The following is a 22,281-nucleotide window of genomic DNA, read 5'->3' on the forward strand; positions in this document are numbered from 1 at the left end:
TTTTCATAACACATATGGTTTAGAGGATAATAGCTCAAAGGAGGGGAAACCATTGAAGATAGGCTTTATCGGCACAGGAAATATGGGTACGATCCTTATCGAATCATTTATTGAATCAAAAGCGGCCGATCCCTCAAACATGACAATCACAAACCGCACAATTGAAAAAGCGTTGCACATAAAAAACCGCTACAACAGCATCAACGTTACCGAAAGTCTCGAAAAGCTCGTTTCTGAAAATGAGATGATTTTTATTTGTGTTAAGCCGCTTGATATATATCCTTTACTGGCAAGAGCGCTACCTTATTTAAGAAAAGATCATATTCTCATTTCAATTACAAGCCCCGTTCAAACCGAACAGCTCGAACAATATGTGCCGTGTCAAGTGGCGCGAGTGATCCCAAGTATTACGAACAGAGCGCTGGCAGGTGTTTCTCTTGTCACATTCGGCACAAGCTGCGGCGAATCTGCAAAAGCGAAAATCAATGAGCTGATGCAGCATATCTCTCATCCGCTGCAAATTGAAAGTGATATCACAAGGGTTGCATCAGACATCGTAAGCTGCGGCCCCGCTTTTATGAGCTATCTGATTCAGCGGTTTATAGATGCAGCTGTCACGGAAACATCAGTATCTAAACAGGACGCGATTTTAATGTGTAAGGAAATGCTTGTCGGAATGGGAAAACTGTTAGAAACCGAATTGTATACCTTGCCTGCATTACAGGAAAAGGTTTGCGTTAAAGGCGGTGTAACAGGAGAAGGCATTAAAGCGCTGGAAAGCGGTGTGCAGGATATGTTTCACCGGGTATTTCAAAATACTCATATGAAGTACGAGGAGGATATTTCTGCAGTGAAAAAGCAGTTTCATGTGTAGACGAGTATGTCATACTTTCGTCTGTACTGCAAAAGCATAAAAAAGCATTTTAAAAAACCATCGTTTTAAGAAACGATGGTTTTTGATTTCTGCGCCTTGAAAAAGAGGCGTTCTGATTGTGCTGATGGCTCGGAATCCGTAAAATCAGCTGTCACGCGATGGAGCTGAAAGCCGCAGTTCTTAAGCATTTCTTCGTATTCTTCCACTGGGAACGTTCTTTGCTCGTGTGTCTCATCAAAACGATCATACGCTTCTCCATTCCACACAAAAAACGACATATCATGAATGACAGAAAGTTCTTCACTTCCGGCAAAGCTCTGCCAAATATAGCTGATATCTTCGTCCTGGTCAGCAAATGTGCTATCCGGAAAGACTTCCGTAATTTTATAAGATGAATGAACATCAAACAGCAAAATGCCTCCAGGCTTTAATACCCGAAATACACTTTTAAAGGTTTCGATCACATCATTTTTTGTTTTTAAATAATTTAATGAGTCACAGCATATCACAACAGCGTCAAACTGACCGTCAAAGCCGGTAATCTCTCTCATATCCTGCTGAAGAAATAAAATAGGCTGGCTACTCGATACCTTTTGCTGGGCGAAAGAAAGCATCTCTTCGCTGAGATCGATGCCTGTAACCTCGAAGCCTTTTTCGGCAAGCCGGATGGAGATTTCCCCCGTGCCGCATGCCAGATCGAGAATACGGCCTTTTTCCGGGAGAGATGCTTCAATCCATTTTGTCCATTGATCGTAAGGCGCGTGTGACATTAACTCGTCATACACGCTTGCAAAGCCTTGATAAATCATTGATTCATTCCAAGGTCAAGATCTGCGAGCGGAGCGTCTCCCCACAGCTTTTCAAGGTTGTAGTAGCTTCTTTCGTCCTTATGAAAGACATGGACAATCACATCGCCTAGATCAACGAGAACCCATCTTGCTTCATCAAAGCCTTCCATTTTTTTGACTTGAATGCCGTTTTCATCAGCCTGATCCTTGATTTCACGGGCAATCGCCTGTACCTGTTTATCTGAATTTCCGTGGCAGATCAGAAAATAATCAGCAACCAGAGAAATACCTTCCATATCCAGTGCTAAAATATCCTCTGCCCGTTTATCGTCGCAAGCCGCAGCTGCGATCTTTAAAATGGACTTATGGTTCATTCACAAATTCCTCCTGTTCAGCTGCCAGACACAAGCCAGTTATACGTTAAAAATGTGTCTGGAAAAACCGGTTGATTTTTTTTCATAAGAAAAACCATTGTATTTTTAATGGACTGAATCAGCGCTTGATTCAAATCTGTCTCAGCAAGCTTACGCACCTCATCGACACCGGGAAATGCCCGGTTTGGCTCAATGTAATCGGCAACGTAAATGACTTTTTCTAAAAGTGTCATGCCGGGGCGGCCTGAGGTATGATACCTAATGGCGTCAAGAATGTCTTCATCTTGAACCCCTGCCTCTCTTTGGACCAAATAAGCGCCGACCGGAGCGTGCCAGAGCTCCGGATTATGATCCAATAAATGCGCAGGCATTTTTTCACGCGCAATAATTTGTTTCATTTCTTCTTTCGGGCGGAATTTGGCGTAATCATGAAAGATTGCCGCTGTTTCCGCTTTTTTAGAATCGGCTCCAAAACGCTCCGCAAGTTCGATCGCCGTGTTCATCACGCCAACCGTATGGATATATCGGTGTTCGGTCAATTGCTGCTTCACGCATGCAAGTGCCTCCTCACGATTCATATAAACCATTCTCCTCTACATACTTCTTCACTTTATCAGGGATTAAGTAGTCAGTGGGCTTCTTGCTTTTAAACCGTTCCCTTATCATAGTTGATGATACCTCAAATTCCGGAACGTCTGCAAAGAGAAGCGGATAAGGGGTTTCAACATGAAAACCGGGGCGCTTTACTCCAATAAATTGAATGAGGTTCAGCAGCTCGTCCAGCTTATACCATTTCGGCAAATATTCAATCATATCAGCGCCTATAATAAAGAACAGCTGATCATTTGGATAACGCTGCTTCAGTAAAGAAACGGTATCAAAGGTATATGATGGCCCTTCTCTTTCCATTTCAACAAGCTCCAGCTTAAAGGACGGATTAGATTGAATTGCAAGCTTTAGCATTTCCACGCGATGAAAGCTGTCGGTATAGTCTTCGTTCTGTTTATGTGGCGGAATTTGATTAGGCATAAACCAAATTTCATCAAGCCCCGCCTGGTACAGCACCTCATTCGCCATTAAGAGGTGACCATTATGCGGAGGGTCAAACGTGCCTCCGAAAATTCCGATTTTCTTCATTTCAACCACCTTTAAGGAAGCTCGATTTGTTTATTTTCCTTTGATTCCTTATATAACACAATCGTATTGCCGATTGTCTGCACCAATTGAGAGCGGCTTCCTTTTACAAGAGCTTCCGCTACATCGTTTTTATCCTCTTCGCAATTCTGAAGCACGCTGACTTTAATCAGCTCTCTCGCTTCAAGCGCCTCAGCAATTTGTTTAATCATGTTGTCGTTTACTCCGCCTTTACCTACTTGAAAAATCGGCGTTAAATGATGCGCTTTTGAACGCAAAAAACGTTTTTGTTTACCTGTTAACATTCTGTTCCTCCTAATTTTCCTATTACAATGGATCTCATTTTTTCAATATCAGGCTCTTGTCCAGTCCACAATTGGAAAGACAATGCTGCCTGTTCAACAAACATGCCCACACCATCGAGTGTTTTCAAGCCTTTTTGGCTTGCTTCTTTTAAAAGGGCCGTCTGTATTGGATTATACACGATATCACATACGACGGCACTGCTCGCGGCACGCTGTAATGAAAGCGGCACATCGTCAACGTTCGGATACATGCCCACAGACGTTGTATGGATGATAACATCATACTGCTCAAGACGTTCTTCTGCTTCTTTTATGCTTAATACTTCTTTATTGTGAAACGAGGGAGTAGCTTCTGTAAGCCGCTTTGCTTTTTCTAACGTCCGGTTGCAAATGTCAAATTTTTTCGGGGTATTTCGGACAATTGTTGTAAAAATGGCTCTCGCCGCTCCGCCAGCGCCGATCATTAAGAATGACAGTTCAGAGATGGGCTTGTCTAATACCTTCATTAATGACTTCACGAAGCCTTCCCCATCGGTATTGTATCCGACAAGCTTATCTCCATCTCTTCTGACCGTGTTTACGGCACCGAGCACTTTTGCACTCTCATCAATATGATCCAGATAATCCATAATGGAAACCTTGTGCGGAACAGTCACATTGATTCCTTGTACGCCTAGAGCTCTTATTCCTTTTACCGCATCCTCCAGATCATTCTCTTCTACCTTGAAGGCATGATAATGTCCGTCAAGCCCGAGGTCTTTCAATGATGCGTTATGAATATCAGGTGACATAGAATGGCCAATCGGATTTCCGATAACCCCGTACAGCTTTTTCATACTCCTCTCCCCTTTTCTTAAATTAATGAACGTCGAACAAATACATGAACGCCTTTTGGCGCGTATGCAGTTACCTTTTTATCGGCGTCATGGACAGTAACCCAGCCTAACCCAGAGAAAACGATATCTGTCTTTTTGTCTTTTATCGTAAACGTATGGGCGACCAATTCCGGAAACTCATCCATTTCATCTTTACCCGGAGGTGTGAGCAATTCCCCTGCATGCTTTTCATAAAGCGCGTCTGCATTTTCAAGTTTTGTTCTATGAATCATCAGCTCATTCGGCATATAGCAAATAAAAGGAGATCTTTCCCCAGACACATAATCAAACCTTGCAAGTCCGCCAAAATACAGTGTTTGCTGATCATTAAGCTGGAATGTGCGAGGCTTCAGCTCCTTTTTAGGAGATAATATTTTCAGATCCTTTTTATTGACATAATGCGCCATTTGATGGTTGTTGATAATTCCCGGTGTATCATAAAGCGATGAACCGTCATCCAGCGGGATTTCAATCGCATCAAGGGTTGTGCCAGGAAATTGGGATGTTGTAATAATATCTTCTTCACCTGACACTTCTTTAATAATCCGGTTAATAAAGGTTGACTTTCCTACATTTGTACATCCGACAACATAGACGTCTTTTCCGTTGCGGTAATGCTCAATCGCGTCAATTACTTCTCTTATTCCCTGGCCGCGTCCCGCACTGACCAAAAATACGTCAACCGGTTTTAAGCCAAGCTCTTTCGCTTCACGCTTCATCCATTGGATCAGACGCTCTCTTTTCAGTGACTTAGGCAAAATATCCGCTTTATTGCCAACTAATAAGATAGGGTTTCCCCCCACCAAGCGCTGCAGCCCATTAATCCAGCTGCCGTTAAAATCAAAAATATCAACAATTTTTACGACAAGAGAGTCCGTTTCTCCAATACCGTGAAGAATGTTCAAAAAATCATCATCAGTTAAGGAGACATCTTGTATTTCATTATAGTTTTTCAGTCTGAAGCAACGCTGGCAAATCACATTTTCTTTCGTAAGCGATGCAGGCGGCGCGTACCCCAAACCTGTTTTGTCCTCGGTTTGGATCGTAACTCCGCACCCGATACAAACAACCTTTTCCATTTCTTACTCCTCCCACTGAATGTGCCCTTTTCGTTTGAGAGCACTCAGTATTCTGCGTTCGACCTGGCGGTTAAAGCGCGTAATGAATCCGTCAGAGGAAGCGACTGGCACGACCAAAATCGTATGGTAGCCGTTTCGGTTTCCTCCGAGTACATCGGTCAGCAGCTGGTCTCCGATGACAACGCAGTCCTCTTTTTTCAGCTCCATATTGCGCACCGCTCTATTAAAGGCTTTACCCATCGGTTTTCTTGCTTTATAGATGAATGGGATTCCAAGCGGTTCTGAGAAAAGTTTCACTCTTCTTTCGTTATTATTAGAGACAATTGTCACTTTAATGCCGTGTTCCTTCATTTCTTCAAACCACTCGATCAATCGCGGCGTCGCATTCGGCCTGTCCCATTCAACAAGCGTATTATCCAGGTCAGTAATAATTCCTTTTACATTTCGTTCCTTTAATTTCTCAGGTGTAATATGAAAAATATTTTTTACAAACTCGTCAGGTAAAAAAAACTTTTTTAACAAAACCCGCACCCTTCCCTTTTTCTTTCTTTCAAAATGATTGTCGAAAAAAATCGAACTTGTGCCTAAAGAAAAACTGAGCAAAAAAATTTCGACAAAAATTGGGTTTCTTCACCAGGTGTGGATAAATTTACACACACTATCCACTCTTATCACATCACTCTTTAGACAAATTATAAACACGATACTCACAAGTTATCCACTTTTTGGTGTGGATAACAGAACGATTGTTCTTATATGCATTTCATGGTAGATTAAAGATAACTTCAACCTCAGATGAACGCAACTTATCATTGTATGCGTTAAAATCATGAATGATTCCAACTTTTAAGGAGGTGCCTCTCCCATTAATTGGGTTCCTAGCATGAGAAAACTGTCTGATGAATTACTAATAGAATCTTATTTCAAAGCCACCGAAATGAATTTAAACCGTGACTTTATCGAGTTAATTGAAAACGAAATAAAAAGAAGATCGCTCGGACATATTATTTCCGTATCTTCTTAATAGGAATTTGTCTATTTTTTCCGGGCGTATTTCCTTTTTTTACTCAGATGACTGATATTATATCACTTTGGCTGCGCGCTTTACTACTATTTTCAGCAAAAAACACCCCTAAAAAGAGGTGTTTTAAAGGGCCGGTTATTATGCTAACCAGTATATCCCGCCCACAACCAGGAGAACAACAACTAAAACAACAATAAAAGCGTATCCATATGCTCTGCCTGCGCCATACATGTGAAGCGCCTCCTTAATAAGGTTTTATAACAGCCTATGTAGGAGAAATAAATCGGACTAGGCGGTTGTCCGGCTCAACGCTGCAGGATCTGCCCATCTTGTATTCCTTCATATACGATCCTTGCCCCTTTAGGTGTCATATGATTTCCAGAAGGATCTATTAAACCAGATTGGATAAGCGCTTCATCAGTTGCTTTTCCGCCGTCTGCTTCTATAAAATGCTTCCAGTTATCTACAAGAGGGACATCCAGGCGCTTCGACACATCTCTTGTAATATCGTTATATGAGTTGTGCCATTTCCTTGCTCCGCCTTTTGGTTCAAAAGCAGCTGCTTGGTATCTGGAATAGTAAAACAGATGATGCTTCCCATTACCTTCTATAATTGGGATACACGTCATTAAGATAGGCTTGATCCCGTGTTTTCTGCTTTCTTCAATAAAATAAACCAGATTTTCTCTAAAACGCTGCTTCGACACTCTCGGTTTCCCTTCAGTCAGTATGGCAGCGTCATTGGTGCCGAACATAATAAACAAATACTTCGGTTTTTGATCCAGCACATCTGTCTGAAATCGGAGACGGGCATCCTCTGTCGTCTGTCCGCCGATTCCCGCATTGAGTATATCAAGGTTACCGCGCTCAGCTGTTTTTAATATATTGACCCACTGCTGTGCTTTTGGATAATCGCGATAATCCCAATTAGAGCCACGCGTATTGCTGTCACCAAATGCTACAACGTCTTCGTATCCCCTTCCCTCGCATCCTGCTGTAACGAACAGCAGAAGGAAAAGGATGATAAAATGTTTCATCTTTACACCCCCAAAAGCCTCACTTTAATGTTATACCTCTGTTTCTCTTCGTTCAATGAAGAGTTTTTCGCTATCACTGTTTTTTCCTATAGTTAACGTGTCCCCCTCAGTGAATATCATTCTGCTTTCATTGCGGCGCAGCTGATGATTTTTTAAAATTCCCTTCTTTCCAATCTGAAAAACACACAAACCAAAGAAAAGAAAATAACCTGAATCCGCACTGGAAACAGGTTATCCGTTAAATCCTGCATTTACTTTAACTTCGATTTAAGCTTGGCCTTTGTTTTTGGCCCATAAATCCCGTCTGCAGTTAATCCGTTCATGAGTTGAAAACGCTTGACGGCATTCGCTGTTTTCGGTCCGTAAACTCCATCTATGCCATTGTTGTTGGCTCCCTTATCAGGGTAAAAGTGAAGTGCAGCTAAAGCCTTTTGCAGCTGGAGAATGTTTGTGCCCTTTCGATAAGGCGAAGTGAGCTTTATAACCCCAGACGGCAGAGGATATGATGGTGAAGTTTCTTTTGGAGGTGTATCCGAGGAAGAAATTCCGTTTAGAAAAGAGTTCCAGTGGTCCAAGAGTTTCCGCGGACATTCTTTCCCGGACCATTTTTTGTGGGGAACAACACGATTTAACGGAATATTGTTTTCCTTCATCAGCTTTCTGATCAGCCACTGGGCATTTGATGTTGCTTTTTCAAAATCGCCGTCAGCATTTTCGCAGATTTCAATCCCGATCGATTTGCGGTTTCCTGTCCCGTTTGTACCGTCTCCCGCATGCCAGCCGTTTTCATCTATCGGGAGATGCTGATAAATGACTGAATCGTCAACTGTAAAATGCCAGCTTTCGGATGTGTTCGGGTTTTTCACAAACTTGGCGTGCATTTTCGCATCAGCGCCTTTGGCTGTATTCGCTGTATTATGCACCGTAATATAAGCAGGCGTCATCGCATATCCAGGACGATTATCATTTGATACCGGTATAAAATCCTTTTTTATGGTTACCATTTCTATCCCTCCCTATTATTAAGAATGCAGAAAACAGAGAGCTGGACAGCCTTTTTTATGAAGTAAAGAAGAATTGTGTTCTCAACCTGGTTTTCAGTTGAACCGCTGAAATGGCACCAGTTATACTAATTTAGATGACGGAGGTTTTGGCTCCTGACATCACCTAAGTTGGGAGTGACCATAGACATGTTAAAAAAAGTAATAGGTATACTTGTGATTATCGCTATAATTGCAGTCGGTTTTTTTCAGAAAGAAGCTTGGCTTGATGCAATCAAAGCAGGAGGGATGTTTTCCGTTTTATTTAGTATGCTGCTGATTGCTGCCGATGTTTTTTTCCCAATAGTGCCGTTTGCTTTGGTTGCTGCTTTAAATGGCGCAGTGTTCGGGACTGCAAATGGAATTTGGATTACACTGACCGGCTCAATGCTTGGTACTATATTGCTGTTTATTCTCGCCAGGTACAGTTTTAGAGATTGGGCCAGAAAAAAAGTTCAGGCCTATCCTGCCATACAGAGCTACGAGGCTTCCTTCAACAAAAACGCTTTTACCGCTGTTTTATTAGGAAGGCTGATACCAGTCATACCTTCCCTTATAATGAATGTGATCTGCGGTCTGAGCCAAGTTCGCTGGCATGTTTTTTTCTTTGCTTCTTTAATAGGGAAAATCCCCAATATTGTTGTTGTCACTATTGCAGGCGCCAACTTCACCAGCAATAAATTATTGTCTATCAGCATTTACGGTACATATATTCTGATCATCATGGTGGTCATTTATAAAAAGTTCCCTCATCTTCTGAAGGTGCCAAAAAAATAAGGAGGCTTGTTGGCCCCCTTACTTTTTTTCTGTCGCATGGCCTCCAAATTCATTTCGAAGCGCAGCGACAACCTTTCCTGTAAACGTATCGTCTGTTAAAGAACGGTATCTCATCATCAGTGACATGGCGATGACCGGAGTTGCCGTCTGCAGATCAAGCGCGGTTTCCACCGTCCATTTTCCTTCACCTGAGGAATGCATAATGCCCTTGATCTGATCCAGTTTCGCATCCTTAGAGAAAGCTCGCTCAGTCAGTCTCATAAGCCAAGAACGAATGACAGAACCATGATTCCACACTCTGGCAACCTTCTCATAGTCAAAATCAAATTGGCTGTTTTCAAGCACTTCAAATCCTTCACCAATCGCGGCCATCATTCCATACTCAATTCCATTATGGATCATTTTTAAAAAATGTCCGCTTCCCGCTTCACCAGCGTATAGATAACCATTTTCGACGGCGGTATCACGAAAAAGTGGTTCCACAATCTCCCATGCTTCATGATCGCCCCCCACCATAAAACAGGCTCCATGCCGTGCGCCTTCCATTCCGCCCGACGTTCCGGCATCGAGATAGTGAATACCCGCTTCTTTCATTTGATTGTAGCGGCGAATTGATTCTTTATAATGAGAGTTACCAGCTTCGATAATCATATCGCCTTTACTTAATAAAGGTGATACATCACGCAAAACAGCATCGACAATGCCATGCGGTACCATAACCCATAGGATACGCGGCGGGTCTAATAAAGAAATTAACTCTTTAAGATTCGTTGTCCCCTCAGCCCCGTATGCTTTCAGTTCATCAACAGCCGCTTGATTTACATCATATCCTACCGCTTGATGATTGCGGTCAATGAATTGCTTTCCTATGTTTATGCCCATTTTCCCTAAGCCGATTAATCCGATTTTCATATCTGTTCCTCCTGATTGTCTAAAAAGCCTTTACTCTTTATGTTCCCTTTGGATTGTATTGTGATACGCAGAAAACAAATGGGGCTTACATCGTCTGCGCATGTAAATTTTATTTTTCATGACCGACGGCGCCTGCCAGTTCTATTACTGAATCTCTTTATATCCATAATTATCGCTTTATCCTTGATTTACCATCAGTTTAAGTTAAAATATGGGAAGGAATTCGATTTTTTCAGTAAAAAGAAGGTGACATGTTGCAGAATCAATCTCATACTCTTATTGGAGTTACGAAAACCGCTGTATCCTTTTTATACGCTGCACTTGCAATCATCGGTTTTGCAATCGGGTATTTTATCCCGCAGATTGCGAAATGGGCATTATCCCTCCCCTGGATCCCTCTTGAAGGACCGCTTCGGCTCATCACCTCTTTTCAGGGATCTACAGCTGCATTTATCACTGCTCTTCTCGGTATGTGTGCGGGGATTTGGTTCGCTCATTCTGTTATTGCAATGCTGCTGTCTGTCAAAATTACAGATCACACAGTGGAATTCATCAAAGGAAAAAAAGTGCAAACAATTCATTCCGATGACATCGCTCTTGTATTTATGGATCACAAACGGCTTGTCCTCCTGGGAACAGCCGGATATGAATTGGTACGGGAAGAAATTGATGAAAAACCAGTAAACGTTGAGAAGGCCTTTAGACAGCATCATTACGAATGGGCAACAGATGGTGATCCGTTTAAAGATCAATTTCGCCGATGGATTCCTGATGCACCAGACCTATCGCAAGGCGCCCATGCCTTATTAAAAGCTCGTCACAAAGCGCTGCAGGACGAAGAAAATGACGATATTGAAGAATTCCGTCTCGAACTGGCACAGCTGGGCATCGTTGTACGGGACGAAGGCACACGCCAATATTGGCGAAAAGCAGAAACCTATCCCCCGAAAATTCAGCTCGGCGAAGGATTGTAACAACAGAGGCTCAAGAAAGAGCCTCTTCTTTACTACTGCACAATAAACAGCACTCTGGTGCCGTCAGGATAGCTGCTCATTTGATTCCCTACCCACGAGCCGGCGCCGCGATTATCAGAAGGCGTCACATATCGGACATCAGCCCCTGCGCCGCCTTCCTCGCAGACCGCCATCGGCCACTCATCCCGGTCATAGCCCGGCTTGGTCGGGATTCCCTTTAAAGATTCCTCCCGCCTTTTGTCTGCTCCATCTCTATCAATGGTACAAATATCTGGATGTCCCTCTGCAATCGCATCTCTAATATGACTGCCGGTTTCCGGATAACGAGACAGCGGAAAATATAACACTTTGTCATACGAAGATGCGCCTTGGATCTGCTGCGGAACCATTAAACAAAGAAGAACTGCTGCAGCAAGAAACAGGCCTGCCATCCATTTTTTCATTCCCATCCCCCCATACCTTTGTTCATTTCAATGTATGGGCGCTTGATGAAGAATATTTTTAACATTTGAAGTTCGTATGCTGCTTACCAAAGCCGGACTCCCCCGCGAGAAATTTCCCGGTACAGACACAGACAGCCTCCAGGTCACATACATTTACATATAGGCTTTTGCCTACATACTTTTGTGGAGGTGACGATGGTGACAGGTGTTTTCGCAGCGCTCGGCTTTGTTGTTAAAGAGCTTGTCTTTTTAGTATCTTACGTGAAAAACAATGCCTTCCCACAACCGCTCTCAAGCAGCGAGGAAAAAAAATACTTAGAGCTCATGGCTAAAGGGGATGAACATGCCAGAAACATGCTGATTGAGCATAATCTTCGCTTGGTCGCCCATATTGTGAAAAAGTTCGAAAATACAGGTGAGGATGCAGAAGACTTAATCTCCATCGGAACGATCGGGCTGATAAAAGGAATTGAAAGCTATTCCGCTGGTAAAGGGACAAAGCTGGCGACGTATGCTGCGAGGTGTATTGAAAATGAAATCCTCATGCATTTGCGCGCATTGAAAAAAACAAAAAAAGACGTCTCCCTTCACGATCCAATCGGGCAGGATAAGGAAGGGAATGAAATAAGCCTGATTGACGTTTTGAAATCAGAAAACGAAGATGTGATTGATACGATCCAGCTCAATATGGAGCTTGAAAAAGTGAAACAATACATTGACATTTTAGATGACCGTGAGAAGGAAGTGATAGTCGGGCGGTTTGGGCTTGATTTGAAGAAAGAAAAAACGCAGCGTGAGATTGCCAAAGAGCTCGGGATCTCGCGCAGCTATGTATCGCGGATTGAAAAGAGGGCGCTGATGAAGATGTTTCATGAGTTTTATCGGGCAGAGAAGGAAAAGCGGAAGAAGGCGAAGGGGAAATAATGCAGAAGAGGCCGGATCTCAAGTTCCGGCTTTCTCTATTTGAAAGAGTTATGAAAATCATTTTTTTCATCGCTGATAAGCTCTCCGAGAAAGACAGGCAGGATCGTAACAAATAACTTGACCTATAAGTCCCTTGCTTGCATCCTCCCTCAAGCATTCAAAGCCGGACGTTCTAAAAGCTCCCCAGAAAATCCTTCATCGGCATACTTCAGCACATCCTTAGTCCCTGCTTTCTTTATACAGGCCTCGAACTGGCTGTCGATGCTCGATCCCTTGATCGCTTGTTCCTCGGTATATTGCTATTACCCTGGATCTCCTTCCTATAAAGTTTTATTAAATAATGATAACAATCGTTCATGCATTTGTCAGTTTGCAGTCCCTCGATGATTATTACCTTCATAAAATGCATCACCCCTTGGGTAATGCTGCGTAATACCTGTTTGTCCTAATGAGGTGATTTTCAATGAGTATGAAAACAAATAAAAAAACCGATGGTTTGAACCATCGATCTGTTTTCTATATCACTGGGCCCTCAATATAGTAAATCTAGCTCATTGGTTATGAAAGCTTATTTTCATTACACACTCTATATTCATTTGTTATCATTTCTATACGTTTATATCAATTATGGTAAAAAAATGGTGACAAAAACCAATAAACGTCCATCCTAACTTTTTCATCTTATTTATTAAGAATTTTAACCTCTTCCTTGTAAAATAAAGAAGCGATTTTCATCTCCAGACAGTTAATGCTATTTCATCGGGACATGTCTGTTAAAGTAGCCAATAAATACATTCAGATATCCACTTACAACCACGATTCAATTTGATCCACTACAGATTTCTGAGCTGACATTAAACAGATAGACTGATAAAAATCTGTACCAGTTCCCTTTCACAATTAGGACATTTCGGTGGCGTATCGGCATAATGCGAACTAATTTATTAATGTTCAACAACAGAATTTCGTCTATTGGCAATAAAGAATCCACAAATCATGGCAAGAATGGCCATCGCCCACCAGAACGTTGAGATCGCCTGATCATGATCGATGATAATCAAACGAATGACAGCTGTGATGCCAATATAAATGAAGTAGCGAAGCGGAAAATGAAAGTCTGATTTGAAGTATTTGATAATCAAAGCAATGAACTCAAAGTACATGAAGAATATAAGCAGTTCTCCAAGCATCTCATAATAGCTGTCCACTTTGTTGAACAGTGACTTGTATACGAATAGCACAATGTACCAAGTCTCGCTGATCAGAAGTGCGCTTAAGGCTAACGCTAGAAAGAACAGACAGACGTTGAGAAGCGCTTGTAACAGGTAAGGCACCTTTTTGAATTTGTTAGAAAATCTCATCATGTTGTCTCCTATTTCAATATATTCGTGGTTTTTATTCTCAGCCTACATCTTGGTGTTCCAAAATCGTAGCACAATGTAGTACTTAGAATTCTTTTGTATACTTTGAAACTGTCCCTGCATGCGGGACATCATTCGCGCAATGCTTCTTTCACCGAGTCCGTTGCTTTCCGGTGTTATCTCTGCAAGTTTAATCGTATTGCTAACATGGATCTCAAATATCTCTTGATCCGATACAAACGTGATGCTGATTTCTTCTTCCGGATCTGCGTATTTCAATAAGTTTGACATCACATTATCAAATACACGACCAAGCTCCTCCAAACTCACGTTAATATAGGTTTCCGGCAGCTCGCCTGAAATATGGACCCGAAAATGCTCCTGATGAAGGATAGCAATCTGATCTGATATTAGATCGTAGATCACTTCTTTCACTGCAACGGTCTCCAGATCGGCCTCATATTCCTTGTCCAGCAGGAAATACGCAAACAGGTTGTCAGACAAGCTTTTTAATTGCAGTGCTTTACCATAAGCATTGGCTACATACCGATCTTTGCTGGCACCCGCTTCGCCTCCCTCTTTTTTGGCAAACTCCAGATTCATGATCAGCGACGTCAGCGGTGTGCGCATATCGTGCGACATTTCGGTAACCAGGCTGCGGCTCTCAGCTTGCAATTCCTCGATAGCTTTAAGTTTATCCAGGAAAGCTTTCCGCAGATCCTCAATGCTCTTTGCAATCATCGCTAATTCATCATGCCCTTTTATCGTCATCTCGTAGTCCAGTTCGCCCCCTTCAAGAATATGAATCTCTTGGTGAATCGTTTTAAGGTAGCGAAGACTTTGGCGAATTCCGAAGAGAACAATAATTAAAAAGATGAGGGTTGCCCCGAACAAATCCAATGCAAAAGCCAGATCATAATATCGGGAAGAGTAGAAACCGTCGATAATGACTCGTCCTTCACCATCGCTAAACTTGACAGGATGTGAATGATTTTGAGCATACTGAGTCAGCTTTTCCTTTCCATAATCCGATTCGGAATAAATAGAATCATATTGCAGCTCCTGATCCTTGAATATGGTGAGGTTAATGTAATTTTCTTTTTTGACCCACTCGCCAAACGCTTTTCTATCTGATGTAGACAACTCATTTTCTGAAACGTACTTGCTGAATTTTTGAATGTATCTTGCTGACTCCTTGTGATAATACTCTTCCGAACTCAGATATCCCTCGATCAGATTATCTGTGATCTTTTGCAACGTCAGAAAGATCACACCACTCACAATCGCAGCAACCATTATCAGCAAAGCCAGTTTTTTGGTTAGCGTAAATTTAAGATGCGCCAAATCGATATCCTCTTCCCCATTCAGTTTTTATATAAACCGGACGTGCCGGATCATCCTCAATTTTGGAGCGCAGCTTCCGAATATGCACCATCACCGTATTGTTGGAACAGTAAAAGTAAGGCTGTCCCCACACACTCTCATATATATTTTGGGCAGAAAATATTTTGTTTCGTTTGCTCATCAGAAGTTTCAAGATACGATACTCCAGATCTGACAACTTGATTTGCTTCTCCTCTTTCCACACCTCATTAAATTCTTCGCTCACTCTTAGTTTACCCCCGATAAGAAATGTTTCTTCCTGTTCCTTCTTTTCCTGATAGATAGTATATCTGCGTAATTGAGCAATCACTCTAGCGTGAAGTTCCTCTTCCGAGAATGGTTTAGTCATATAATCATCGCCGCCGGCGAGTAATCCCTCAGTTTTATCGAGTGTACTCGATCTGGCCGTCAGAAACAGAATCGGGACGTTAGAGGATTTCCTGATGTGCTGACATGTTTCAATCCCCGAAATGCCTGGCATCATAATATCCAAAATAACCAAATCAAGCGAGTCATTCACAAGTTGCAATGCTCGCTTTCCATCCTTGGCTCTTAGCACCTCGTAACCTGCACGTGTAAGGGATTCCTCCAAAAGATCACCAATATCCTCATCATCCTCTACGACTAATATTCGATAGGCCATGTCTCTCTCACCTCATGATTCTTGTTGTTATTTCTCGTGTGTCCTTACTATATATCGTTCATAGTAATAAGTACGTTATAAGATACTACGTAAATCTTAACAATTTATGAAAGCTGATGATCGCCACAAATTTGTCACATTTTTTAAAAAAATGATGACTCTTCATAAATTGTTAAGATTCGGTCTTTATATTTATCCATTGTAAGGCTCAAGTTTTTCAGATCCGCACTACACATTGCCGTGATAAATGGGAAAGGAGTATTGATATGATTGTACAAAAAGAAGGACGCGGGCAACCGGTGAGTCTGCGGGAACGGGTTCATTTTCTGGACATCGTACGAGGATTTGCCTTGCTTGGCATTATTATTGTCAATTATTTTCTGATCGTAGATTCAGTAAAGGGATTCGAAATGGCCTCCGATGACGTACTGCACAAGCTGGTTTCCTGGTTTGCCGAAGGGAAATTCGTTACGTTATTCTCCTTCCTGTTCGGAGTCGGGTTTATGATCTTTATGGATCGAGCCGCGCAGAAGGTAGATAGTCCCAACAAGCTGTTTGCCCGCAGGTTATCTATCCTGTTGGGATTTGGCATTTTGCACATCACATTTGTTTGGGTCGGTGACATATTGGCCTTTTACGCCGTAAGTGGCTTCCTGTTACTCGCCTTCCATAAACGCAAGGCCAAAACGATACTTAGATGGATTATCGCACTTATCGTGTTTCAATTCCTGACTCCTGTTTTCACAATGTTGTACAATGTCATCAATACTGCAGGGTCAAAAAACCCGAATTTTTCAGAGTTTACTTTGTTTAGCCACAGCAGCCTTACCTACATGGAATCCATCAGCACTCGGTGGACAGATATGGTCACGATGGCTGCCGGCTCTTTCTCTATGATCTATTCCATGTTTCTCATGTTTCTGCTGGGCGTGTACTTTGTTAAGATGGAATTTTTCAAAGACATGGAAGCGAAAAAGCCTATATGGAAGCGTATATGGATCATTAGCACAATCGCTTTTCTAATAACACAAAGCAGTATATTACTAGACATGTTTAATCTTTCTGAGAATATGCTGTGGAAGGACATTTCCTCTGTCTTGGGTCAAAATGGCGGCTTAACCGGAAGTATGTTTTATATGAGCACTTTTGCAATGCTGTTTCTATACGTTCCTCAGCTGCGAGGCCCTATGATGATATTCACCAAAGTCGGACGGATGTCATTGACCTGTTATCTGCTTCACTCTATCATTGGAACAGTTCTGTTCCTCAGGTACGGATTCGGGCTTGCGGACCATATTCAATCCGCCGGCACGTTCATGTTCAGTCTGGCCGTGTACTTCGTGCTTATGAGCTTTAGTACATTGTGGTTGAAACGGTTTAGGTACGGTCCGATGGAATTAGTATGGCGCAAGCTGACGTACGGAAAAGTAAACGGGAGTCCCAAAGCAACTCCGCTGCATTCGGAAAAATCTATTCAGAAATAAGCATGACTTCAAATTAGTGTTGTTGAATGAAGCGGGCATTAAACGGATTTGACATATGGACTAGTTATTTTTATATCATTTAGGCTTCTTTGGGCTAATAAATCCACCAGAGTTTACCCAATGTGCATTGCTCATGATCGAATCTAAATTGAATCTTTTACGCATGTTCATAGTCAAAGGCGCCCCATTCGACTATTTTTGTAACTTTTCGCAGGAAAATTCGAGAATGATGACAAATCCCGCCTACGACACTTAATACGGTAGTGAACAATAGTAAATTAGGGTTACATGCAGCTTGTTTTCCAATGAAACAAAGAAAAAGAATCATACAAAAAGACAGGAGAAAGCTTTTGAAGTATTTTAACGCCAAATTTACCGCGGAAGAAAGAGCGACGGAATCACTTTTTTGTGAAAAGACCTCGCAGAGCAGCTCGAATGTTTTACTGAACGACTGAACTCGATATTTCAGCAACTGAGGGAGTGAACAATCATGAAAACAAAAAAGGAACCAAAAGTTATTCTGGAACTAGCAAAGGAATCTGATCTGCCAGAATTCCAAAAAAAATTACAAGAAGCCTTTGCGATCGCCGTGATTGAAACGTTCGGTGATTGCGAAGATGGGCCGATTCCATCGGACAATGATGTTCAGGAGTCTTTCAATGCTCCCGGAGCAGTGGTATATCATATTCTTCAGGATGGTAAGAATGTCGGTGGTGCAGTAGTACGTATCAACAGCCAAACAAATCATAATTCGCTAGATTTATTCTATGTATCTCCAGAATATCACAGCCAAGGGATTGGTCTTTCTGCTTGGAAAGCCATTGAAGCAGAGTATCCGGATACTGTGCTTTGGGAAACCGTGACACCTTATTTCGAAAAGCGAAATATCAACTTCTATGTGAATAAATGTGGATTCCATATCGTAGAGTTCTACAATGAACATCACTCTGATCCGCATATGCATCGCAATGGACGCGAAGATGACAAGCCCCTGCCGGATGATGATGACTTTTTCAGATTTGTAAAGATTATGAAAAAAAAGGACTAAACAATTGAACACGGCAAGATGCCGCAGAGAGTTGCTGGTAACTTTTTTATATTTCATTATCAGAGGAAGGTAATAATGATGTTTAAAAGGTGTTTTGATCCCTGTCTCATAAACAGGGGTCAAAACACCTTTGAATCATCGGTTTCTTTTCTGACATATACCACGCCCACTAGTCCCTCAACATAGTAAAAACATATCATGAGTTACAAAAGCTTTTATTCAAAGCATATGTTTACTTTATTTATACCTATTTTCATCATTTTTCAGAATTCTGGACACAAATCGGGAACCTATTAGAGACCAAGGAACTCTACATTTCATTAAGAAATACGTACTCATTGCCCTGCTTTAATTAATTTTAAGCCCTCGCTCGCTCTATGCTCCCCTGAATTAAGTATTCGATGTAACTTTGAAATTAAGTTTATGAAAATCTGTCACAAACCCTTATTTTCATAACACATCATTTGTTTCAGCTTCCCTCGCGAATACCGGATTAATGCTCGGCTTTAAGATAGTCAACCAATCTCTCCGCACTGTTCTTAACATCTTCTTTTGAAAGATGAAGTGTCCCATATTGTGTAAACGCAGGAAGAAAACGCATTCCTATATAGTTAGCAGTGACTTGAAACGGTCTGATAAGCTCGCTGATCGTGATATTATATTCTCCGCCTGCTTGATAATCAGATTCCTGTGCGCCTAAGGAGATAGCTAAGAGTAGTTCTTTTCCATGCAATTTAGTTCCTCCAGTTCCATAAGCCCAGCCATGTGTTAACACATCATCTTCCCATTGTTTGAGTAACGCGGGACTGCTGTACCAATACATTGGGAACTGAAAAACGATACGCTCATGATCTAACAGGAGCTGCTGCTCTTTTTCTACATCAATGATAAAATTAGGGTATTCACCGTACAGGTCATGAACCGTAATGTCTTTCTCTTGCTTTAAACGATTCATCCAGGTTTTGTTGACAACAGACGTTTCCAAATTAGGATGTATAACGATAACTAATGTTTTCATTAGACTGATTATCCTTTCTTCGCCAATTAGTTATTATTGCTTTTACGATAATGAATTGATTCTAATTTTAAAATAGCAACTTTATTTACACCTATTTTATCCTTTTTCATGAATTCAGGGCAACTAATTGGGCACCAAAATCAATGATGAATTAAGACATTGTTTTGTAGAAATCCGATATAACAGAATAATCCCTTATTTAGAAAATTTCCACCTATCCCCTCAATCCTTACCAATTCAAACTCATTAAGGAGATACTTTATCACCAACTTTAAATAATAATGGAATAAGTGCTAATAAAATAATTCCTACAACCAACGCAGAGATTATTAACTCCTTCCATACAATCAAATTCTTTAAAAACATTTGATAAATAACTAATGAGTTTACTGGAATGTTAAGCAATAAGCCCGTAAGAAGTCCAGGTGCATACTTTTTCATTACAACAGTTGCGATAAGATGTGGAAAAATAGCGTTGATAACCATAGAACCTAGAAAGCCAATGAAAATCCATTTTGCAATATCTGATTCTGGCATATATAAAAAACCAAATGCAGATAAATAAGACAACATAGTTATAACAATGACAGCAAAATGAAATTCATTTGAAGTTACTGGCTTTTGAAACTTTGAAAATTGTTGTGACCACTCAGGTAACCAAATAGCTTCCTCAATATTATGCAGTGTAATAGCAAAACAAAAAAATCTACGAAATAAACCACCTATCATTTCCTCCCCGGTGCCACGTCTCTTAAGGGAATCAACCAATATGGTTTAGCAACATTATATTACATATGAGGGTGATCTGATATGGTGTTAAAAGACAGAAGAAGCTGCCTAAGTAGTTGCTTCTTTTTTATGTGCAATAACGTGTTGTTGGTGTCATGTCTATTAAAATAGCCAAATGTATAAATACTACTACTTGAATAGACAATTCCTGTTTGACACACTTTTATAAAATTGAACTTAAACCTTGTGTCCTAAAAAATAATCAGTTAAACTGATTATATGTTATGCTGATTAATGGGAGGTGCAAACTTAATTGGAAAGATGGAATCAATCTTATGGTTTTTTACTCGGAAAAGTTCTTCAACGATTGGAAAGTAAATTTGCTGAAGGGCTTAATCCATATGAGATTAATGCTAGACAATACGGAGTTCTATTGTTTATCAAAGGAAACCCTTACTCATCACAAAAAGATATTTCTGAAAATCTGCAAATAGATCGGACTACTATGGTAGGTCATATCGACCACCTCGAAACTTTAGGATTTGTTGAGAGAACAAAAAATCCTAATGACAGAAGATCCTATAGCCTTAAAATTACCGAAAAGGGTAACGATGTATTGGATTCGCGTTGGGAGTTCTTAATGAAGACGGAATTAGAAGTATTAGATCCTTTAAATCAACAAGAAAGACAATTATTTAAAGATTTTCTTATTAAAATTTGGAAGTCACTATAAAAAACAGGAGGTTACATAATATGCATGCTCTCGATTATTTTAATGCACGTCTCGAAGCAACGATAAGCCCTATGGATTATTTAAAAGCGAAGCAAATGAGTCCCGAGAAATACTTCTTAATCGATGTCAGAAACGGCCCAACTCATGTAAGGAGTGTAACAATTAAGGATTGTAATGTTATTCCTGAACAAGAACTGCAATCTCGTTTAAATGAAATACCAAAGGATAAAGAAATTATTGTTTACTGTTGGGATGTCTGGTGCAATACAGCTGCCAAAGTTGCTAAGTTTTTATTAGAAAATGGATATAAAGTCAAAGAATTGACCGGTGGTATTGCAGCCTGGAAAGAAATGAACTTTCCTGTCACAAACTCAGATCAAGGCAATAACATACCTGATAATTGTGGGTGTTGACTTAGTGCAAGATAAAAGATACTGGATTGGGGTTGCTTCTCGAGATCATGTAATGAGAGCTGTCCAAGGTGGTTTTGCTCAACTTTGTCATGGCAAAGAGGCACCTTTAAAAAAGATGAATACTGGTGATTGGATTATTTATTACTCCTCCAAGATGAATTTTAAGGAAAGCATACCACATCAAAAATTTACTGCTTTAGGCAAAGTAGTAGATAATCATATTTTTCAGTTTGAAATGGGAAATGACTTCAAACCTTTCCGGAGAAAAATAAGTTTTATTCATTGCACAGAAACACCGATTCGCCCATTAATCCCAAAGCTTTCTTTCATTAAAGACGAGCAGCGTTGGGGGTATTCTTTTCGATTTGGACATTTTGAGATAAGTGAAAAAGATTTTAAGCTAATTGCAAAAAAAATGGTCGATGCTTAAGGAGATTAGACTATTCTAATCTCCTTAAAACTTTCTTATATATCTTTGACTTGTCACTATTTGCATCCCGATTCAACAAGTTTTAAAATTAACGATTTATCACAGGAAGAAAAGATTCAAACTCTAAGCTATTCCGAAACCACCATTAGAAGCACTGTCTTCAGCTACTAAATGCTTTTTTAATGAGCTAATTAGGAAAAACACTTAAATCCCCATTGAGAGATTTTCCATGAGAACCAAAAAGTTATTGCGGTCTCACCGAAAATTTAAATTGCGGTGCCCTATTGCCTTTTACTCTCCCAAAAAATAAGGTTAGGCCTTAAGGATTTATAAGGAGATACTGTATTTGATTCCATTGTTTCTGATGATATCAAATAAAAAAACCTCCATTTTAGAAGGAGGTTTAGAAGTAATATTATCAAGTTTGAAAACGATCAGAGGCAATATGAAATGTGTTTTGAGTTTGATTTTCTGTTATG

29 protein-coding genes and 1 pseudogene are annotated in these 22,281 nt (G+C 40.8%); 11 read left to right on the top strand and 19 right to left on the bottom strand.

All coding sequences use genetic code 11. The features are described from left to right. Nucleotides 1-52: 52 nt before the first annotated feature. Nucleotides 53-874 carry a late competence protein ComER gene (comER, locus tag NYE53_RS12775; RefSeq protein WP_014477389.1) on the top strand — a complete coding sequence of 274 codons (822 nt, stop codon included), beginning with the start codon at nucleotides 53-55 and terminating at the stop codon, nucleotides 872-874. 65 nt (nucleotides 875-939) lie between these two features. Here comER and NYE53_RS12780 read toward each other — a convergent pair whose 3' ends face one another. From NYE53_RS12780 to NYE53_RS12815, 8 genes are read right to left on the bottom strand one after another with little or no spacing between them, the layout of a single operon-like run. Next, complete coding sequence (locus NYE53_RS12780; protein WP_339245010.1) at nucleotides 940-1,683, bottom strand: class I SAM-dependent methyltransferase; 744 nt, start codon at nucleotides 1,681-1,683, stop codon at nucleotides 940-942. Then, nucleotides 1,680-2,036 carry a ribosome silencing factor gene (gene rsfS, locus NYE53_RS12785; protein WP_041333759.1) on the bottom strand — a complete coding sequence of 119 codons (357 nt, stop codon included), beginning with the start codon at nucleotides 2,034-2,036 and terminating at the stop codon, nucleotides 1,680-1,682. Before rsfS ends, NYE53_RS12780 begins: the two co-directional genes overlap by 4 nt. 17 nt (nucleotides 2,037-2,053) lie before the next feature. Further along, a complete protein-coding gene (yqeK, locus tag NYE53_RS12790; RefSeq protein ID WP_014480316.1) occupies nucleotides 2,054-2,614 on the bottom strand; it encodes a bis(5'-nucleosyl)-tetraphosphatase (symmetrical) YqeK in 561 nt (186 codons plus the stop codon). Then, complete coding sequence (locus tag NYE53_RS12795) at nucleotides 2,604-3,173, bottom strand: nicotinate-nucleotide adenylyltransferase (RefSeq protein WP_004398676.1); 570 nt, start codon at nucleotides 3,171-3,173, stop codon at nucleotides 2,604-2,606. The genes yqeK and NYE53_RS12795 overlap by 11 nt, the downstream gene beginning before the upstream one ends. A gap of 11 nt (nucleotides 3,174-3,184) precedes the next feature. Then, entirely contained in the window at nucleotides 3,185-3,475 is a 291-nt protein-coding gene (gene yhbY, locus NYE53_RS12800; RefSeq protein WP_003226133.1) for a ribosome assembly RNA-binding protein YhbY, read from the bottom strand. Next, on the bottom strand, nucleotides 3,469-4,311 hold the full coding sequence (aroE, locus tag NYE53_RS12805; RefSeq protein ID WP_339245013.1) for a shikimate dehydrogenase: 843 nt from the start codon (nucleotides 4,309-4,311) through the stop codon (nucleotides 3,469-3,471). The genes yhbY and aroE overlap by 7 nt, the downstream gene beginning before the upstream one ends. 17 nt (nucleotides 4,312-4,328) lie before the next feature. Beyond that, nucleotides 4,329-5,429, bottom strand: a complete 1,101-nt coding sequence (gene yqeH / locus NYE53_RS12810; protein ID WP_003229966.1) for a ribosome biogenesis GTPase YqeH — start codon at nucleotides 5,427-5,429, stop codon at nucleotides 4,329-4,331. Nucleotides 5,430-5,432: 3 nt separating this feature from the next. Beyond that, nucleotides 5,433-5,951, bottom strand: a complete 519-nt coding sequence (locus NYE53_RS12815; protein WP_003226126.1) for a YqeG family HAD IIIA-type phosphatase — start codon at nucleotides 5,949-5,951, stop codon at nucleotides 5,433-5,435. Between the two features lie 361 nt (nucleotides 5,952-6,312). On the opposite strand from NYE53_RS12815, the gene NYE53_RS12820 reads away from it, so the two are divergent. Beyond that, nucleotides 6,313-6,453 carry a sporulation histidine kinase inhibitor Sda gene (locus NYE53_RS12820; protein WP_003226124.1) on the top strand — a complete coding sequence of 47 codons (141 nt, stop codon included), beginning with the start codon at nucleotides 6,313-6,315 and terminating at the stop codon, nucleotides 6,451-6,453. A 305-nt stretch (nucleotides 6,454-6,758) separates the two neighbouring features. Here the strand turns inward: NYE53_RS12820 and NYE53_RS12825 are convergent, their stop codons facing one another. Beyond that, a complete protein-coding gene (locus NYE53_RS12825; RefSeq protein WP_003229964.1) occupies nucleotides 6,759-7,490 on the bottom strand; it encodes an SGNH/GDSL hydrolase family protein in 732 nt (243 codons plus the stop codon). Nucleotides 7,491-7,741: 251 nt separating this feature from the next. After that, nucleotides 7,742-8,494, bottom strand: coding sequence for an N-acetylmuramoyl-L-alanine amidase CwlH (cwlH, locus tag NYE53_RS12830; protein WP_339245015.1), 753 nt, complete (start codon nucleotides 8,492-8,494; stop codon nucleotides 7,742-7,744). A gap of 186 nt (nucleotides 8,495-8,680) precedes the next feature. On the opposite strand from cwlH, the gene NYE53_RS12835 reads away from it, so the two are divergent. Then, entirely contained in the window at nucleotides 8,681-9,307 is a 627-nt protein-coding gene (locus tag NYE53_RS12835) for a TVP38/TMEM64 family protein (RefSeq protein WP_339245018.1), read from the top strand. Between the two features lie 18 nt (nucleotides 9,308-9,325). On the opposite strand, the gene gnd is transcribed toward NYE53_RS12835, so the two are convergent. After that, entirely contained in the window at nucleotides 9,326-10,219 is an 894-nt protein-coding gene (gene gnd / locus NYE53_RS12840; protein WP_339245021.1) for a phosphogluconate dehydrogenase (NAD(+)-dependent, decarboxylating), read from the bottom strand. A gap of 251 nt (nucleotides 10,220-10,470) precedes the next feature. Between gnd and NYE53_RS12845 the strand changes: the two genes are divergently transcribed. After that, nucleotides 10,471-11,193 (top strand): DUF308 domain-containing protein, encoded by a 723-nt coding sequence (locus tag NYE53_RS12845; protein WP_339245024.1) that lies wholly within the window; start codon nucleotides 10,471-10,473, stop codon nucleotides 11,191-11,193. A gap of 32 nt (nucleotides 11,194-11,225) precedes the next feature. On the opposite strand, the gene nucB is transcribed toward NYE53_RS12845, so the two are convergent. Next, nucleotides 11,226-11,636, bottom strand: a complete 411-nt coding sequence (nucB, locus tag NYE53_RS12850) for a sporulation-specific Dnase NucB (RefSeq protein ID WP_009967785.1) — start codon at nucleotides 11,634-11,636, stop codon at nucleotides 11,226-11,228. A 195-nt stretch (nucleotides 11,637-11,831) separates the two neighbouring features. On the opposite strand from nucB, the gene sigK reads away from it, so the two are divergent. Beyond that, a complete protein-coding gene (gene sigK / locus NYE53_RS12855) occupies nucleotides 11,832-12,560 on the top strand; it encodes an RNA polymerase sporulation sigma factor SigK (RefSeq protein ID WP_013308023.1) in 729 nt (242 codons plus the stop codon). Continuing rightward, nucleotides 12,560-12,676, top strand: coding sequence for a hypothetical protein (locus NYE53_RS12860; RefSeq protein WP_339245027.1), 117 nt, complete (start codon nucleotides 12,560-12,562; stop codon nucleotides 12,674-12,676). Before sigK ends, NYE53_RS12860 begins: the two co-directional genes overlap by 1 nt. Here the strand turns inward: NYE53_RS12860 and NYE53_RS12865 are convergent. The 5 genes and pseudogenes from NYE53_RS12865 to yrkP all read right to left on the bottom strand — a co-directional run. Then, nucleotides 12,642-12,838, bottom strand: a pseudogene (locus NYE53_RS12865) (recombinase family protein); the annotation flags it as partial. The gene NYE53_RS12860 and the pseudogene NYE53_RS12865 overlap by 35 nt on opposite strands. Then, nucleotides 12,796-12,960, bottom strand: a complete 165-nt coding sequence (locus NYE53_RS12870) for a hypothetical protein (RefSeq protein ID WP_339245030.1) — start codon at nucleotides 12,958-12,960, stop codon at nucleotides 12,796-12,798. The gene NYE53_RS12870 and the pseudogene NYE53_RS12865, both read right to left, overlap by 43 nt. A gap of 544 nt (nucleotides 12,961-13,504) precedes the next feature. Then, on the bottom strand, nucleotides 13,505-13,921 hold the full coding sequence (gene psiE, locus NYE53_RS12875) for a phosphate-starvation-inducible protein PsiE (protein ID WP_003246154.1): 417 nt from the start codon (nucleotides 13,919-13,921) through the stop codon (nucleotides 13,505-13,507). Nucleotides 13,922-13,966: 45 nt separating this feature from the next. Continuing rightward, the gene (yrkQ, locus tag NYE53_RS12880; RefSeq protein WP_339245033.1) at nucleotides 13,967-15,265 is read right to left on the bottom strand and encodes a two-component system sensor histidine kinase YrkQ; all 1,299 of its coding nucleotides are present in this window, start codon (nucleotides 15,263-15,265) and stop codon (nucleotides 13,967-13,969) included. Continuing rightward, the gene (gene yrkP, locus NYE53_RS12885) at nucleotides 15,252-15,947 is read right to left on the bottom strand and encodes a two-component response regulator YrkP (protein WP_021480140.1); all 696 of its coding nucleotides are present in this window, start codon (nucleotides 15,945-15,947) and stop codon (nucleotides 15,252-15,254) included. The genes yrkQ and yrkP overlap by 14 nt, the downstream gene beginning before the upstream one ends. A 266-nt stretch (nucleotides 15,948-16,213) precedes the next feature. Here yrkP and NYE53_RS12890 point away from each other — a divergent pair, with 266 nt between their 5' ends. Both NYE53_RS12890 and NYE53_RS12895 read left to right on the top strand, forming a co-directional pair. Beyond that, entirely contained in the window at nucleotides 16,214-17,431 is a 1,218-nt protein-coding gene (locus NYE53_RS12890) for a DUF418 domain-containing protein (RefSeq protein ID WP_339245035.1), read from the top strand. Between the two features lie 490 nt (nucleotides 17,432-17,921). Then, nucleotides 17,922-18,479, top strand: a complete 558-nt coding sequence (locus NYE53_RS12895) for a GNAT family N-acetyltransferase (protein WP_339245039.1) — start codon at nucleotides 17,922-17,924, stop codon at nucleotides 18,477-18,479. Nucleotides 18,480-18,972: 493 nt separating this feature from the next. Here the strand turns inward: NYE53_RS12895 and NYE53_RS12900 are convergent, their stop codons facing one another. Beyond that, the gene (locus tag NYE53_RS12900; RefSeq protein ID WP_003246192.1) at nucleotides 18,973-19,497 is read right to left on the bottom strand and encodes an NAD(P)H-dependent oxidoreductase; all 525 of its coding nucleotides are present in this window, start codon (nucleotides 19,495-19,497) and stop codon (nucleotides 18,973-18,975) included. 246 nt (nucleotides 19,498-19,743) lie between these two features. Next, a complete protein-coding gene (locus NYE53_RS12905; RefSeq protein ID WP_339245041.1) occupies nucleotides 19,744-20,226 on the bottom strand; it encodes an HXXEE domain-containing protein in 483 nt (160 codons plus the stop codon). Between the two features lie 313 nt (nucleotides 20,227-20,539). On the opposite strand from NYE53_RS12905, the gene NYE53_RS12910 reads away from it, so the two are divergent. From NYE53_RS12910 to NYE53_RS12920, 3 genes are read left to right on the top strand one after another with little or no spacing between them, the layout of a single operon-like run. Further along, complete coding sequence (locus NYE53_RS12910) at nucleotides 20,540-20,959, top strand: MarR family transcriptional regulator (protein ID WP_019260036.1); 420 nt, start codon at nucleotides 20,540-20,542, stop codon at nucleotides 20,957-20,959. A gap of 20 nt (nucleotides 20,960-20,979) precedes the next feature. Continuing rightward, nucleotides 20,980-21,372, top strand: a complete 393-nt coding sequence (locus NYE53_RS12915; protein ID WP_251187903.1) for a rhodanese-like domain-containing protein — start codon at nucleotides 20,980-20,982, stop codon at nucleotides 21,370-21,372. Nucleotides 21,373-21,376: 4 nt separating this feature from the next. Continuing rightward, nucleotides 21,377-21,802, top strand: coding sequence for an EVE domain-containing protein (locus tag NYE53_RS12920; protein WP_339245044.1), 426 nt, complete (start codon nucleotides 21,377-21,379; stop codon nucleotides 21,800-21,802). The last annotated feature ends 479 nt before the right edge of the window (nucleotides 21,803-22,281 follow it).

Origin of the sequence: Bacillus sp. FSL R5-0523 (genome assembly GCF_037975295.1) — a bacterium.
Classification (GTDB): Bacteria; Bacillota; Bacilli; order Bacillales; family Bacillaceae; genus Bacillus; species Bacillus subtilis.

What these genes read in the sequence shown, in the direction of transcription:
- NYE53_RS12780 (WP_339245010.1), bottom strand. Translation starts at nt 1,683, where the DNA reads ATGATTTATCAAGGCTTTGCAAGCGTGTATGACGAGTTAATGTCACAC.
- rsfS (WP_041333759.1), bottom strand. Translation starts at nt 2,036, where the DNA reads ATGAACCATAAGTCCATTTTAAAGATCGCAGCTGCGGCTTGCGACGAT.
- yqeK (WP_014480316.1), bottom strand. Translation starts at nt 2,614, where the DNA reads ATGAATCGTGAGGAGGCACTTGCATGCGTGAAGCAGCAATTGACCGAA.
- NYE53_RS12795 (WP_004398676.1), bottom strand. Translation starts at nt 3,173, where the DNA reads ATGAAGAAAATCGGAATTTTCGGAGGCACGTTTGACCCTCCGCATAAT.
- yhbY (WP_003226133.1), bottom strand. Translation starts at nt 3,475, where the DNA reads ATGTTAACAGGTAAACAAAAACGTTTTTTGCGTTCAAAAGCGCATCAT.
- aroE (WP_339245013.1), bottom strand. Translation starts at nt 4,311, where the DNA reads ATGAAAAAGCTGTACGGGGTTATCGGAAATCCGATTGGCCATTCTATG.
- yqeH (WP_003229966.1), bottom strand. Translation starts at nt 5,429, where the DNA reads ATGGAAAAGGTTGTTTGTATCGGGTGCGGAGTTACGATCCAAACCGAG.
- NYE53_RS12820 (WP_003226124.1), top strand. Translation starts at nt 6,313, where the DNA reads ATGAGAAAACTGTCTGATGAATTACTAATAGAATCTTATTTCAAAGCC.
- NYE53_RS12825 (WP_003229964.1), bottom strand. Translation starts at nt 7,490, where the DNA reads ATGAAACATTTTATCATCCTTTTCCTTCTGCTGTTCGTTACAGCAGGA.
- cwlH (WP_339245015.1), bottom strand. Translation starts at nt 8,494, where the DNA reads ATGGTAACCATAAAAAAGGATTTTATACCGGTATCAAATGATAATCGT.
- NYE53_RS12835 (WP_339245018.1), top strand. Translation starts at nt 8,681, where the DNA reads ATGTTAAAAAAAGTAATAGGTATACTTGTGATTATCGCTATAATTGCA.
- gnd (WP_339245021.1), bottom strand. Translation starts at nt 10,219, where the DNA reads ATGAAAATCGGATTAATCGGCTTAGGGAAAATGGGCATAAACATAGGA.
- NYE53_RS12845 (WP_339245024.1), top strand. Translation starts at nt 10,471, where the DNA reads ATGTTGCAGAATCAATCTCATACTCTTATTGGAGTTACGAAAACCGCT.
- nucB (WP_009967785.1), bottom strand. Translation starts at nt 11,636, where the DNA reads ATGAAAAAATGGATGGCAGGCCTGTTTCTTGCTGCAGCAGTTCTTCTT.
- sigK (WP_013308023.1), top strand. Translation starts at nt 11,832, where the DNA reads ATGGTGACAGGTGTTTTCGCAGCGCTCGGCTTTGTTGTTAAAGAGCTT.
- NYE53_RS12860 (WP_339245027.1), top strand. Translation starts at nt 12,560, where the DNA reads ATGCAGAAGAGGCCGGATCTCAAGTTCCGGCTTTCTCTATTTGAAAGA.
- NYE53_RS12870 (WP_339245030.1), bottom strand. Translation starts at nt 12,960, where the DNA reads ATGAAGGTAATAATCATCGAGGGACTGCAAACTGACAAATGCATGAAC.
- psiE (WP_003246154.1), bottom strand. Translation starts at nt 13,921, where the DNA reads ATGAGATTTTCTAACAAATTCAAAAAGGTGCCTTACCTGTTACAAGCG.
- yrkP (WP_021480140.1), bottom strand. Translation starts at nt 15,947, where the DNA reads ATGGCCTATCGAATATTAGTCGTAGAGGATGATGAGGATATTGGTGAT.
- NYE53_RS12890 (WP_339245035.1), top strand. Translation starts at nt 16,214, where the DNA reads ATGATTGTACAAAAAGAAGGACGCGGGCAACCGGTGAGTCTGCGGGAA.
- NYE53_RS12895 (WP_339245039.1), top strand. Translation starts at nt 17,922, where the DNA reads ATGAAAACAAAAAAGGAACCAAAAGTTATTCTGGAACTAGCAAAGGAA.
- NYE53_RS12900 (WP_003246192.1), bottom strand. Translation starts at nt 19,497, where the DNA reads ATGAAAACATTAGTTATCGTTATACATCCTAATTTGGAAACGTCTGTT.
- NYE53_RS12905 (WP_339245041.1), bottom strand. Translation starts at nt 20,226, where the DNA reads ATGATAGGTGGTTTATTTCGTAGATTTTTTTGTTTTGCTATTACACTG.
- NYE53_RS12915 (WP_251187903.1), top strand. Translation starts at nt 20,980, where the DNA reads ATGCATGCTCTCGATTATTTTAATGCACGTCTCGAAGCAACGATAAGC.